Origin of the sequence: Exiguobacterium sp. S3 (assembly GCF_018617295.1) — a bacterium.
GTDB lineage: Bacteria > Bacillota > Bacilli > Exiguobacteriales > Exiguobacteriaceae > Exiguobacterium > Exiguobacterium profundum.
This window is the reverse complement of sequence record NZ_JACSJW010000003.1, coordinates 225,762-237,871: the sequence shown is the minus strand read 5'-3', so window position 1 is coordinate 237,871 and position 12,110 is coordinate 225,762. Positions and strand designations below refer to the sequence as shown.

At 48.4% G+C, this 12,110-nt stretch carries 19 protein-coding genes; 7 read left to right on the top strand and 12 right to left on the bottom strand.

The genetic code is table 11. From position 1 onward, the window contains the following. Position 1: 1 nt before the first annotated feature. Positions 2-481, bottom strand: coding sequence for a GNAT family N-acetyltransferase (locus KNO65_RS09975; protein WP_214783840.1), 480 nt, complete (start codon positions 479-481; stop codon positions 2-4). A gap of 75 nt (positions 482-556) precedes the next feature. Between KNO65_RS09975 and KNO65_RS09970 the strand changes: the two genes are divergently transcribed. Further along, entirely contained in the window at positions 557-937 is a 381-nt protein-coding gene (locus KNO65_RS09970; RefSeq protein WP_031422087.1) for a VOC family protein, read from the top strand. A gap of 28 nt (positions 938-965) precedes the next feature. Here the strand turns inward: KNO65_RS09970 and KNO65_RS09965 are convergent, their stop codons facing one another. Next, complete coding sequence (locus tag KNO65_RS09965) at positions 966-1,274, bottom strand: winged helix-turn-helix transcriptional regulator (RefSeq protein ID WP_026824988.1); 309 nt, start codon at positions 1,272-1,274, stop codon at positions 966-968. A gap of 118 nt (positions 1,275-1,392) precedes the next feature. Here KNO65_RS09965 and KNO65_RS09960 point away from each other — a divergent pair, with 118 nt between their 5' ends. From KNO65_RS09960 to KNO65_RS09950, 3 genes are read left to right on the top strand one after another with little or no spacing between them, the layout of a single operon-like run. Then, positions 1,393-1,884: a lactoylglutathione lyase family protein gene (locus KNO65_RS09960; RefSeq protein ID WP_012727473.1), complete on the top strand. Its 492-nt coding sequence runs from the start codon at positions 1,393-1,395 to the stop codon at positions 1,882-1,884. Positions 1,885-1,886: 2 nt separating this feature from the next. Beyond that, the gene (locus KNO65_RS09955; RefSeq protein ID WP_214783837.1) at positions 1,887-2,867 is read left to right on the top strand and encodes a zinc-binding dehydrogenase; all 981 of its coding nucleotides are present in this window, start codon (positions 1,887-1,889) and stop codon (positions 2,865-2,867) included. A gap of 55 nt (positions 2,868-2,922) precedes the next feature. Next, the gene (locus tag KNO65_RS09950; RefSeq protein ID WP_214783834.1) at positions 2,923-3,981 is read left to right on the top strand and encodes a threonine aldolase family protein; all 1,059 of its coding nucleotides are present in this window, start codon (positions 2,923-2,925) and stop codon (positions 3,979-3,981) included. A 44-nt stretch (positions 3,982-4,025) separates the two neighbouring features. On the opposite strand, the gene KNO65_RS09945 is transcribed toward KNO65_RS09950, so the two are convergent. The 4 genes from KNO65_RS09945 to KNO65_RS09930 form a co-directional block, all read right to left on the bottom strand. Beyond that, positions 4,026-4,526 carry an SRPBCC family protein gene (locus KNO65_RS09945; protein ID WP_214783831.1) on the bottom strand — a complete coding sequence of 167 codons (501 nt, stop codon included), beginning with the start codon at positions 4,524-4,526 and terminating at the stop codon, positions 4,026-4,028. After that, the gene (locus KNO65_RS09940) at positions 4,523-4,855 is read right to left on the bottom strand and encodes an ArsR/SmtB family transcription factor (RefSeq protein ID WP_214783828.1); all 333 of its coding nucleotides are present in this window, start codon (positions 4,853-4,855) and stop codon (positions 4,523-4,525) included. Before KNO65_RS09940 ends, KNO65_RS09945 begins: the two co-directional genes overlap by 4 nt. Before the next feature lie 87 nt (positions 4,856-4,942). Next, positions 4,943-5,410 carry a hypothetical protein gene (locus KNO65_RS09935; RefSeq protein WP_214783825.1) on the bottom strand — a complete coding sequence of 156 codons (468 nt, stop codon included), beginning with the start codon at positions 5,408-5,410 and terminating at the stop codon, positions 4,943-4,945. Continuing rightward, the gene (locus KNO65_RS09930) at positions 5,407-5,616 is read right to left on the bottom strand and encodes a helix-turn-helix transcriptional regulator (protein WP_012727465.1); all 210 of its coding nucleotides are present in this window, start codon (positions 5,614-5,616) and stop codon (positions 5,407-5,409) included. Before KNO65_RS09930 ends, KNO65_RS09935 begins: the two co-directional genes overlap by 4 nt. 119 nt (positions 5,617-5,735) lie before the next feature. Between KNO65_RS09930 and KNO65_RS09925 the strand changes: the two genes are divergently transcribed. Beyond that, on the top strand, positions 5,736-6,668 hold the full coding sequence (locus KNO65_RS09925; protein ID WP_214783822.1) for a ring-cleaving dioxygenase: 933 nt from the start codon (positions 5,736-5,738) through the stop codon (positions 6,666-6,668). Between the two features lie 37 nt (positions 6,669-6,705). Next, the gene (locus KNO65_RS09920) at positions 6,706-7,194 is read left to right on the top strand and encodes a hypothetical protein (RefSeq protein ID WP_214783819.1); all 489 of its coding nucleotides are present in this window, start codon (positions 6,706-6,708) and stop codon (positions 7,192-7,194) included. A 39-nt stretch (positions 7,195-7,233) separates the two neighbouring features. Here the strand turns inward: KNO65_RS09920 and KNO65_RS09915 are convergent, their stop codons facing one another. Beyond that, positions 7,234-7,674, bottom strand: a complete 441-nt coding sequence (locus tag KNO65_RS09915; protein ID WP_012727463.1) for an RrF2 family transcriptional regulator — start codon at positions 7,672-7,674, stop codon at positions 7,234-7,236. Between the two features lie 186 nt (positions 7,675-7,860). On the opposite strand from KNO65_RS09915, the gene KNO65_RS09910 reads away from it, so the two are divergent. Next, on the top strand, positions 7,861-8,961 hold the full coding sequence (locus KNO65_RS09910) for a globin domain-containing protein (RefSeq protein ID WP_214783816.1): 1,101 nt from the start codon (positions 7,861-7,863) through the stop codon (positions 8,959-8,961). A 45-nt stretch (positions 8,962-9,006) separates the two neighbouring features. Here KNO65_RS09910 and KNO65_RS09905 read toward each other — a convergent pair whose 3' ends face one another. From KNO65_RS09905 to KNO65_RS09885, 5 genes are all read right to left on the bottom strand, one after another. Then, entirely contained in the window at positions 9,007-9,519 is a 513-nt protein-coding gene (locus KNO65_RS09905) for a hypothetical protein (protein ID WP_214783813.1), read from the bottom strand. Positions 9,520-9,592: 73 nt separating this feature from the next. Beyond that, positions 9,593-10,006: a DUF350 domain-containing protein gene (locus KNO65_RS09900; RefSeq protein WP_074035708.1), complete on the bottom strand. Its 414-nt coding sequence runs from the start codon at positions 10,004-10,006 to the stop codon at positions 9,593-9,595. Beyond that, positions 10,003-11,232, bottom strand: a complete 1,230-nt coding sequence (locus KNO65_RS09895) for a glutathionylspermidine synthase family protein (RefSeq protein ID WP_214783810.1) — start codon at positions 11,230-11,232, stop codon at positions 10,003-10,005. Before KNO65_RS09895 ends, KNO65_RS09900 begins: the two co-directional genes overlap by 4 nt. After that, complete coding sequence (locus tag KNO65_RS09890; RefSeq protein ID WP_012727458.1) at positions 11,229-11,597, bottom strand: hypothetical protein; 369 nt, start codon at positions 11,595-11,597, stop codon at positions 11,229-11,231. The genes KNO65_RS09895 and KNO65_RS09890 overlap by 4 nt, the downstream gene beginning before the upstream one ends. Further along, positions 11,594-12,052, bottom strand: a complete 459-nt coding sequence (locus tag KNO65_RS09885) for a hypothetical protein (protein ID WP_214783807.1) — start codon at positions 12,050-12,052, stop codon at positions 11,594-11,596. The genes KNO65_RS09890 and KNO65_RS09885 overlap by 4 nt, the downstream gene beginning before the upstream one ends. Positions 12,053-12,110 lie beyond the last annotated feature (58 nt).

The window sequence follows — 12,110 nt, the reverse complement described above, 5'->3', positions numbered from 1 at the left end:
ATCAGTTGTTCGGGGGTTCGCTTTGTTCACGTGTCATTGAAAGAAACGGATACACACCACCGTTCGTATCCTGCATGAACGTGTCTTGTGGGATGAAACCGAGCGACTCGTATAATCGGATGGCCCGTTTGTTGAACGTGGCGACGGCAAGATATATGGTACGAGTCCCATATGTCGCCTCGATCCAATTCAGGATTGACGTGAGGAATCGATGTCCGTTGCCGCTCCCTGTCAAATCAGGGCGCATGCCGAGACCGATAGAAACAGCGTCTGCTGATTCGAATTGCAACGTGACGAAACCGATGAGTTCGTCGTCAAGAATGGCGAACGTTGTATCACCTCGCTCATCTGCATCTAAAAATGAGGCGAGATCTTCTTCGTCGGCATCCATATTGTAAAACGCGTATTCGCCTTCATAGCGCCACTCGAAGGCGATCAATTCGGCTTGCTCTTGGGTGAGTGGTTGAAACGTATGGCTCATAAAAATTCCTCGTCTCTGATCGAATTGGTCATGCTACACTCAAATCGTATCATGAAAATAAGGGGAGGGAACATGATGGCAGTCAAATTGGACATGGTCGGGATCGTCGTGACGGATATGAAGCGGTCGCTCGACTTTTATCGGGCGCTCGGGTTTGAGATTCCAGAAGCGATGAACGGAGAAGCACATGTAGAGATTGACGAAGGAGGCGTGCGTCTCGCGTTCGATACGGTGGAAGTAGCCGAATCAGTATACGGGGAATGGAAACAGGCAGACGGGCATCGGATTGAGCTTGCCTTCTTATGCGAAAGCCGTGAGTCACTGGATGCTTTATATGACTCAATCCTTGAACAAGGCTATGCGTCACATAAAGCCCCGTGGGATGCGTTTTGGGGACAACGTTACGCCATCCTGTACGATGCGGATGGGAATTTGATCAGTTTATTCGCCTCATAAAAATAATCCCGGGCCATATGGCTCGGGATTATTGATTGTCGTGGCATTCTCCCCATGAACAAAGGGCATTCATGGCAGGCTGAAGGCCGAGGGCGTCTTCAGTCAATGAATACTCGACATGGAGGTGCTTCTCGGTCGAATAGTCGACACGGCGAACCATGCCGAGCTGCTCGAGTTCACGCAATTGGTCGGTCAACACTTTTCGGCTGACGTCAGGAATCGCCCGTTGAATATCAGAAAAACGAAGCGGTCCATCTTGAAGCGTACAATACACTTGGGGGCGCCATTTGCCGCCGATAATCTCGAGTGCGCGGTTGACGGGGAACGATGTGGTCATGTTCAAAGAGCCTCACTTTCGGGTAGTTACTTCAATGTGCGTACTTTTTTTCTTGCTTCAATGACAGTATCTTATCGTTATCCGCTAATTTGAGCAAACAAAAAGGAGTAGATGAAACATGACGTATCCAAGAACATTTTCACACATCGGTCTTTCTGTGCCGAGCGTAACCGAGGCCGTTAAATTTTATGAGGACGTGATGGGGTGGTATACCATCATGACACCATCAGATGTCGTCGAGGATGATTCGCCAATCGGCGTGATGTGTACCGACGTCTTCGGACCAGGCTGGGGTAAATTCCGCATCGCCCATATGTCAACAGGCGACGGAATTGGGATCGAGTTATTCGAATTCCCGAATAACGAGACACCAGAAGATAATTTCGAGTTTTGGAAGACAGGAATCTTCCACTATTGTGTACAAGACCCTGATATCGAAGGACTTGTCGAGAAGATTGTCGCCCATGGCGGCAAACAACGGATGCCGATTCGCGAATACTACCCAGGCGAGAAACCGTATCGCATGGTGTACTGCGAAGACCCATTCGGTAACCTCGTTGAAATTTATTCACACTCATACGAACTCACATATTCGGAAGGAGCTTACTAAACATGAAAGCATGGCTACTCGACCAACCCGGTCTAGAACATCTGCATATTGGAGAAATCGACCGACCGACACCAGGAACGGGCGAACTGTTGATTCGTGTCGAAGCGGTCGCCTTGAACCCGGTCGACTATAAAGTCGGTTCAAACGGAAACCCGAACTGGGCATATCCACACATTCTCGGTGTCGATCTCGTCGGAGAAGTCGTCGAGGTCGGTTCAAGTATCGCCAACATCATTACGGGTTCACGTGTAGCCGTGCATACGGATCTTTCGAAATATGGAGGGTTTGCCGAGTACACGGTCGTTGATGCTCGTGCATGTGCGGTCGTTCCGCAAGGTGTGAGCGATGAAGCAGCGGCTTCGATTCTATGTGCCGGGATGACAGCGTATGAAGCGGTCATGCAGAAGCTGAACACGCGGGATAAGGAGACAATTCTCGTACACGCCGGAGCGGGCGGTGTCGGTGGCTTTGCGATTCAACTCGCAAAACGCCTCGGATTAAAGGTGTTCACGACGGCATCTCCGGAGAATTTTGAGTGGGTAGAATCACTCGGGGCGGACGTAGCGATTGATTATAACGTCGAGGACGTGACAGCACGCATCATGGAAGAGACGGATGGACGTGGTGTCGACTTGATTTTGAATACGGTCGGACGAGACGTTGCGACAGCTGACCTCGACCGTCTTGCGTTCAGCGGACACCTCGCCTATATCGCCGGTCCACCAGATATGACGAACATGAAAGGCTTCACGTTATCTCCTTCGATTCACGAAGTGGCACTCGGAGCGGCGCATGCGAGCGAGGACGAACATGCGATTCGCAACTTGGCATATATGGCCGAAGAGATGATGAACTTGCTCGATGCAGGTGAACTGAACGACCTCGTCACAGAAGTGCTATCGTTCGACCAATTGAAAGAAGGTCTCGAAAAACTACAAACGCGGAAAGTGCGCGGTAAACTCATCGTTCGGATTCGCGACTGAGTAAATGACTCCCTGTTATACTGACAGGGAGTTTATTTGTCGAGGAGGGGAATATATGGAGCGATTGGCAGACACGTATCGTCAGACAGCTGTTCAGTTGAGCGGTCACGGCAAACGAGAAATCGGGGTGTTGAAACGCGCGTTTGAACAGGTGCGTGACGATGAGCCGAGTGACCAGTATGGACAGGGGAAAACGATTCGACAGTTCGAAGAGAAGATGGCGCAGGTTCTTGGGAAAGAGTCGGCAGTATTCTTTCCGAGCGGCACGATGGCGCAACAGATCGCGTTACGCATTTGGTGTGACGAGACAGGGAAGAATACGGTCGCATATCATCCGCTCTGCCACCTTGAAATCCATGAGCAGGATGGCTTGAAGGAGTTACATCACATCGAACCGATTTTAGTCGGGGATGAAAATCGGTTGATGACACTCGAAGAGATTCAAGCGTTACCCGATATCGCATGTCTACTGATCGAACTGCCACAACGAGAAATCGGAGGGGAATTGCCGACGTTCGAAGAACTTGTGGCGATTCATGAACACTGTCGTGAGAAAGGAATCTATCTGCATCTGGACGGGGCACGACTGTTCGAATCGCTCCCATATTACGAAAAAGAAGCATCTGAAATCTGTGCACTTTTTGATAGCGTGTACGTCTCGTTTTATAAAGGAATTGGTGGGATTGCCGGTGCCATCCTTGCTGGACCGAAATCGTTTTGTGACACGTCGAAGGTATGGAAGCGCCGCTACGGCGGTGACTTGATCAGCCTTTATCCGTATATTCTTTCTTCCGATTATTATTACGAGATGCGGAAAGATAAGATGGCCGGCTATCGGGATGATGCCGTACAGTTGGCGGCACGATTTAACGAACTCGACGGCGTCTGGACGACGCCCCTCGTCCCGGTCACGAATATGTTCCATCTTCATTTTCAAGGGGAGAAGGAAGAACTTGGTGAGAAAATTGCGCGCATCCAAGAAGAGACCGGGATTGGTATCACTGGTTATCTCGTTGAAAAAGATGGGTTTTGTTCAACCGAAGTCAGCATCGGAGATACGTTTGAAGAAATCACATCAGAACAGCTTGACGAATTGTTTCGACAGTTCGGATAAATCAAAACATGCACCATTCCTTTTCGGGAACGGTGCATGTTTTTTTACTGGCTGACAATCGCTTCGAGACGATCAAGTTGGGAAGTGAAACCTTCGACAGCCCCCATCTCGACGACTTGTTGGAGAGCCTCTTCATTCGGGAATTCAGAGCGACTGATGAATAACGTGCCTTCCGGTGTATCGAGAAACTCATTCGTAATGGTCATGACAGGTAAGTCTGGATTGACGAGTCCGTCCGCATCTGAGAACGCATCCGTATAGACGATTCGAGAGTAGGGGTCGATGTCGATAAAGGTGGATTTGCCCCATGATTCCATGCCATAAAAGTCACCTTGATTTTTGTCGACGCACGTCATGCAGTAGTGCCAAGTGCCATTTGGTTTGAAGTCGAAACTGTATACTTTCGTCTCCCATCCAGCCGGCCCCCACCATTTCTCGAGATGTGCAGGTGTCGAGAATGCCTCAAATACAAGTTGGCGTGGTGCCTTGAACAGACGTTCCATAATCAATGTCGTGCCCTCTACATGTGATTTGACCGTACTCATGATTCATTCTCCTCTCGCGGTGACTCCGCTAAAAAAGTTTCCAGCCGATCGAGTCGCTCTGTTTCCCGAGCCATATAGGTCCGCCAAGCATCTAACGGTTCGACAGCTTGTGACTTGAGCGCATAACGTCTTCGGTTGGCATCAATGGTTACTGTGACAAGACCTGCATCATGTAAGATGCGCAAGTGCTTCGACGTCTGTGGTTGACTGATTCCAAGCTGATTGGCCATCATGCCGACCGTCCACTCTTGTTTCCGTAATAATTCGATCATCCGTAACCGGTTCGGGTCGGCTAACGCTTGAAACAAAGAAGCCAGTTTCTCTTCCATCTCTTGTCACCGTCCTCTTAGTTTAGAATATTCCCGATTTTGAATATTCTAAAACGGGAATATTAAAAGGAGCTCATGATGAATTCCTTAATGCCGATAGCCGCGGATCCAAGTCGCCATATAGACGAGTGTCGCAATGATGAGAGTAGAAGCGAGTGCATAAATTGGATAGGCGGGAAGTGTATCTTCAAACAACGGATAGAACATGAACGAACCCATAAAAATTGGGACGGAGATGCCGAACGAGATGTATGCAGCTTTTGTCGCTTTCGCTGTAATGATTTGTTCGCGCTCATCGACTTCACTGAACTCTGTCATCCGGACGGACCATTGGGCAAAGCTCAACTGCTTGTTCGGACGGGTGTTAAACGAATAGACTGTCCAAATGACGCCAAAAACAACAAGTAAAAGTAGCGGAAGCAGATTGAATTCAACTAAGAATCGGTCAGACTCGATGACGGTCTTCGACACATCGGATAAAAATGAGCTGAATAGAAATGCCATCAGAATATACAAGATGATGCTGGAAATAGACTGAACGACAACGTGTTTCATTGTGATTCCTCCTCGATTGTGAATATAGATTCGACCGGTTCCTCGAACACCCGTGCGATGTGCATCGCCAGCATGAGTGATGGTGTGTAGCTGCCTTTCTCGAGTGAGATGATCGTCTGTCTCGTCACACCGACCTTTTCGGCCAGGTCGCCTTGGGTTAACTGGTGCCGGGCACGCAGTTCTTTCACGCGATTGATCAATGGCATCGTGCCACCTCATTTCTAGTTTCTACCACAAGTGTAAAACAAACTTTACATAATGTAAAGAAGACTTTACTTAATTAGAGGTGATACAATAACGATATAGTCGAAAGGGGAGATGATAGATGAAGGCGATTGGAGGACAACATCACGTGTCAGCGATGACTGGTGACGCAAAGAAGAACTTACGATTTTATACGGAAGTACTAGGGATGCGACTCGTCAAAAAGACGGTCAACCAGGATGACCCATTGATGTATCACTTGTTCTATGCAGACGAGACGGGGACGCCCGGAACTGATTTGACGTTCTTTGAACTTCCGTTTCTCGGGCAGACGTATCGAGGGTCAAACAGTATCTCCCGAACAGCGCTCCGGGTGCCGGATGGGGCGCTCGCGTACTGGCGGGAGCGTTTGGACGCGTTCGATATAACATATGGGGAAGTCGAATCAGTGCTCGGACGGGCGACGCTCTCGTTTGAAGATCATGAAGGACAACGTCTTTGTCTCGTCGAAGGCGGGAGCGGGACACCTTGGGAAGAGGGTCCTGTGCCAACAGATGTCGGCATCTTCGGTCTCGGATTCAGTGAATGGACGGTACGGCGGATTGACAAGACGGCACGGTTGCTGACTGAAATACTCGGTTATCGATATGTGACGACATTTGAACGGGATGGTCACGATGTGCGTGTCTTTGAGACGGGAGAAGGTGGTGTGGCGACAGAGATTCATCTCGTCGATCGGCCGGATTTGTCATCGGAACGACCAGGACGGGGAAGTGTGCATCATGTGGCGATTCGAGTGGAAGAAACAGATGACATGGCGAAATGGATTGAGAAGCTTGACGCACATGACATCAGTCACTCTGGTCTCATTGACCGCTATTATTTCCAGTCGATTTATTTTCGTGAACCGAGTGGGATCTTAGTGGAACTGGCGACAGATGAACCGGGATTTGCGACGGATGAATCGGTTGAAACGCTCGGAGAACGCTTGGCATTGCCACCGTTTTTAGAGTCGAGACGAGCGGAAATCGAATCGAGACTAAAAAAGCTGTAGTCGAGTGAACATTCATAACTGTCATGAGGTGAATGAATTGGAGACGCAAGCAGTCAATCTTGTGATTGCCAGATTACTAGGTAAAATTATCGAGCAATATCCCCCTCATCAATGGATAAAAACAGAAGAGGCATTTCCGCATCCTTATCAGTATAATAAAGTGAGTTATGACTATTCTGGTGAGGTTGAACCGATGACGCTGGAAACATTTCAAGACTTGGTTAACAAGCTCGGAAATAACCATTGGTACTCATCCAAATTCGAAGAGTTGTTACACAACATTTATATCAATCAATGGGTGCCAACATTCACATCAAATTTCGGTAAGCATTGGCAATGCTACCATGACTTATTGTTTGATGCGTATAACGATTGGAAATATACACATTTTGAATTGTATGACGAAGATGGAAACGAACTCGATGAAGAGTTAGAGAATAACTTGAATGAATGTTTTGAAGATTTCATGCATCAAACGTCCCCAGAACTATATGTGAAAAAAATGATAAAACTTTGGTGGCGATGAGTCCTAAAAGCAGAGACATACAAAACCCGACGGACCATTTCAGTCCGTCGGGTTTTGTACGCCTAATAACATGGCGAGTTCGTTCGTTCGGTTGACGACGAGATCCGCAATCGTGTAACGATCGAGTACATGAAGAAACGCCAACATGGCTTCATTCAAAACACCTCGTAAATCACAGGCAGGTGCGATGACGCATCGGCCTTCCCCGAAGCATTCCACGAGTTCGAACGGTTCCATCGTCCGAACGACTTCCCCTACATTGATGTCATCCATCGGTCGTGCGAGTCGAAAGCCGCCGCCTCGACCACGCACCGATTCCAAGTAGCCATGTTTTCCGAGTTCGTATACGACCTTCATGACATGATTTTTGGAGATGTTATATTGGTCCGCCACTTCTTGAATCGTAACGAGCCGATGTGAAAACGTAGCGCTATACATCAACGTTCGTAGTGCGTAGTCACACGTTTGCGTGAGTCTCATCCATCATCACCTCTTTTTCCATTGTACAGGACAACGTCTAAAAGTGCGATTCGGACAAATGTGAAAGGGTGATGGCAGAAATGAGTCGGAATCGTGACATCTGTTTTAAAGAAGTATTTCATATATTGCTTTAAAGTGAGTTGACTCACATAATGAACGTGTACTGAACAAAAGGGGGAAATTCACATGTTAGATCAAAAAACGATTGAGATTGTAAAAGCGACGGCGCCTGTTTTGAAAGAACATGGTGTGACGATTACGAAGCATTTTTATCAACGAATGTTTGAACAAAATCCAGAAGTTCGTCACTTCTTCAACCATACGAACCAAAAGCGAGGACGTCAGCCGGAAGCACTCGCAAACGCGGTCTATGCGGCTGCGCTTCATATCGACCGGCTCGAAGCGATTCTTCCTGCCATCCAACCAGCACTTCATAAACATAAAAGTTTGAACATCCGCCCGGAGCATTATCCGATTGTTGGTGAGAACTTGCTTGCGGCGATTCAAGACGTACTCGGTGAAGCTGCAACACCTGACATCATCGATGCATGGGCAAAAGCTTACGGTGTGATTGCTGATGTCTTCATCTCACTCGAGAAAAAAATGTATGATGACGCGCCATGGGTCGGATTCAAACCGTTCGTCATCGAAGAAATCATAGTAGATACACCTGAAGTGAAGCGATTTCGTCTTGTCGCGAAAGATGGAGTTATTGGCACAGCCATCCCAGGACAATACGTCTCGGTTCAAGCGCGCATTGCGGGAGAGGACATCCTACATCACCGTCAATATAGTGTCATCGAGACGACAGATAACGGATACTGGATTGCGCCGAAAGCGGAGGGGCTCGTCTCAAACTGGCTTCATGAGCAGACGGTCGGAACAGAAGTCCCGATGAGCGCACCAGCAGGAGAATTCATCCTTGAAACGTCAAATCGTCCCCTCACACTCATCGCGGGAGGAATCGGGATTACGCCCCTCTTCAACATGGCGAAGACGGCACTCGAACAAGGACGTCCTGTCACGTTATTGCACGCTGTTCGGAGTATGGACCTCCGTCCGCTCGGAGACGAACTTGATGAACTCGTGGAGGAAGGACTTCACTTGATCACACACGTGGATGACGTATCGGGTTGCATGAATAAGTCACACCTTGAAGTACTTGATGTCGAAGGTCATGATGTCTATACGTGTGGACCGAATGCGATGATGGAGACGGTTGTACGTGTGATTCCTCAGGTACGTTATGAATTTTTCGGACCGTCTACAACGCTCGCTTTAGCATAACGAATCAAAAAAGTGTCGCAGACTTTTGATGAGTCTGCGACACTTTTATAACGAAATGGATGTAATGATTTGGTCGTTTTGATCAAGTGTTTGAATCGTCAAGGCGTCCTCGATCGAGTTATACATGTCTAAGAAAAAGAAATCACGGTTTCCACCGTTACTGGCGTCGTTGAGTATATGTTCTTCCGACCATAGTTCTCCTTCAATCTGTAACTTCGCCACCTGTTGAGCATTATGATTCAAACGAAGGCCAAGATAGTGATGTGTCCCGTCGTGGAGGTCAATATAGTCGAAAGCGTTGGAAGGGTCCGTATCAATCGTTGAGACCCCGTAACCTTCGTCATTTCGTTCTGCGATACCAAGGATTGTCTCGTCTTGATTTGTAAAGAGCGCAAAGACGGCATCGTCTTTTTCATAGTATTGATACACATTAAAGTCATCGTTAGATAAGTGACGACCGAGCTGGACTTTCTCGAATAAAGAGGTACGGAAAGCTGAAAAAACTAAGATAACACCTATGAAGAGGAGGAAGAATCCAATTTGTTTACGTTTAGCCATGAGAACAATCCTTTCATATTCCATAAGAAGTGAACACCCCATGCCTCGCCAATGCGTGCATGGGGTGTTTGAATTAGTACGTCAAGCTTGCGGCGACGATGATGCCGACGACGAGTGATGCGGCGAACAAGCTGAAACCGATCGCCATGTTGCCGTTCTCGACTTCTTTTTCTAAGTTCACGCCTGGTGTAAGGACGTATTCAAACGTCCAGAATGCCAATACTTGAGCGACAATCCCGACGAGTCCCCAGATGAATGCATCGAGCAAGTTGACGCTGTTCGCCCAAACCGTATAGATGACGATGGCAAGTCCGAGCGCTTTCCCCCAAAGTTTCAAGGCGACGGCCATGTTGCCTTCTTTGATTAACTTGCGTTCCGAATATTTGGTCGTCAGGGCGAAGATGATGAGTCCCGCGAGAATGAGACCGAATCCTGTCCCGAGGTGGGCGAGGAAGCTTAAGATTGAATCGAGTGTGATGAATGTCATGAGTTCGTCTCCTTTTGTGTAGGTGTGCCAACGGCTAAGTAGTAAGATTGATTGTTCGTGATCATGCTGCCGGCGCGAACGCCGAGTGCGGACGGGTGTCCATTCAAACAGAAACATCCAATCATGTAATGTGTCTCGACGCGACCCTTGACGGTCGTCGTCATCCGTGTCGGAAGTTCGATGAACTGTTGGTACACAGCCGTCTCTTCCGCATACGTTTGTAATGTTTCCCGGTGAAACGGTTGGCCATCTTTCGTATACAAGATGACGGAGTCTCCTTCACGTCCGAACGCCGGTTTTTTGACATAGTCCGATTCGCCGAGAAACGGTGTCTCATCTAAGTAAGTCGGTAAAAAATAGGTGTCGATGATGTCGCGCTCGGCTTCATCGAACAATGTCTCGGTCTCATACAATTCCCAAATGAGGGCTTGTACGCCTTTGGACTGCATGAGGAACGCCGAGAGCGGGTTGAGCAGCGACACATGCTTTTGCAGGTTCAGTTCAAGTAACCGAATACCGATCAAGTCTCCGTCTGCTGCCCGGTCGTCCACAAGATGCTCGATCGGATATGTTTGACGATACAAGATGTCAATCCGTTCGCCCGATGGCGTGTAGACACCGTCTTCGTCGACGAGTAGGGCGTGCAACGGTACGAATTCAGACGGTAAATCGAGCGTCTCTTGCAGAAAGCGCGCCGTCCATTTGTCTTCGATATTGTCGTCATGTGCCGTAAAGACGATTTTTGGTGTGCCTTCTCGTTCGAGTCGATTCCATGCGGCGACGATGGCCTTGCGCAGTTCGGTTTTCAGTTGGGCGGTGGCTTCCCTGTTCGGGTCGAGGAGACCGAACTCGGAAGCGACCACACCGTTCACGTCAAATAGTTCTTTAATGAACGTTGGTGTGTCCGCATTGAACTCCATCAATTTGAGTTGACCGTCTTTCATGATCCAGTCGTAACGGCCGATGATTGTTTCCTGGGAAATCGCCTTCTCCCGTAAGAACGGCAGACTCGCCTCGGGGTAACCGAGCAGTCGGAGCGTCTCGTCAGGCAGGGTGCGTAACAATTGATTCGTCTTCCGAAAAATCGAGTCAACCGCCTCGGTTGCCTCTCGGACAGAGGCAACCTGCGAGGCGGTCATCTCAAAACAATCATATAAGGCGTATTCTTCATCGTTTAAATCGGGCCAAAAATAAGGGATTTGACTGTAAAGTTCGTCACGCGTCATCCGCCGAATCCACCTTTAGAGCCACTGCCGAGTCCAGATTTTGACGACCCAGAATTAGAGCCGTTCGATACGGCACCGGTCGCACCACCGTTGGCTTTGTATGTCTTATATGACGAAGAGCTCTTCAATGCATTTTTTGAGCGGAACAGGCTACCGAGTAAGAAGTAGCTACCATAGTGCGGAGAACGGTCGTCGTCACAATAATACGACTCGGTCTCGTCATCCCAGTCCCAATCGTCACATTCGTAGCCGGTCGGTTCTTCCGGGAGTGCCGCCTCTTCATATTCGTCCCCACCACAAGCGGCAAGGGACGTGGTCAATACCGCAACGGATAGGCCGCTTAAAATTTTCTTGCTTGTCTTCATGTTGATTCCTCCAATTCATAACCAGTCGGTGTGACATAGATGACGTACACACCACGATCTTCATCTGTTTCTGCTGAATCGCGTTCATATTCTTTGCCGGCGACATATAAATACTGGCTCCCGAGCATAGCGAGCGCATCGAGGTGACGGTCGACGTAATAGGCCTCGAGTAACGGGTTGTCAAAACGGTCATCAAGTGTACGAATCTCGACCTTGATCTCACTCGTTTCGTGTTTGTCGATTGGTCCTTCTGTGTAACGGTCGACATAAATCAAGAAGTATTGATCACCTTCTAAGGCGGATGAGCGTTGTTTATAGGTTATGCCGTCTTTGACGAAAAACTCACATTCACGACGGGCCAGCACTTCATCTAATCCGAGAGACGTGTAATGGTATAGTGGTTCGAACGATAATTCATTTTTATAGAGACGATACTCTAAGACGATGGAGTTCATAAGTCAGTCCTTCCTTTTTTCTTCTTATACGGAATCACGATCAAAATGGTTTCGTGAA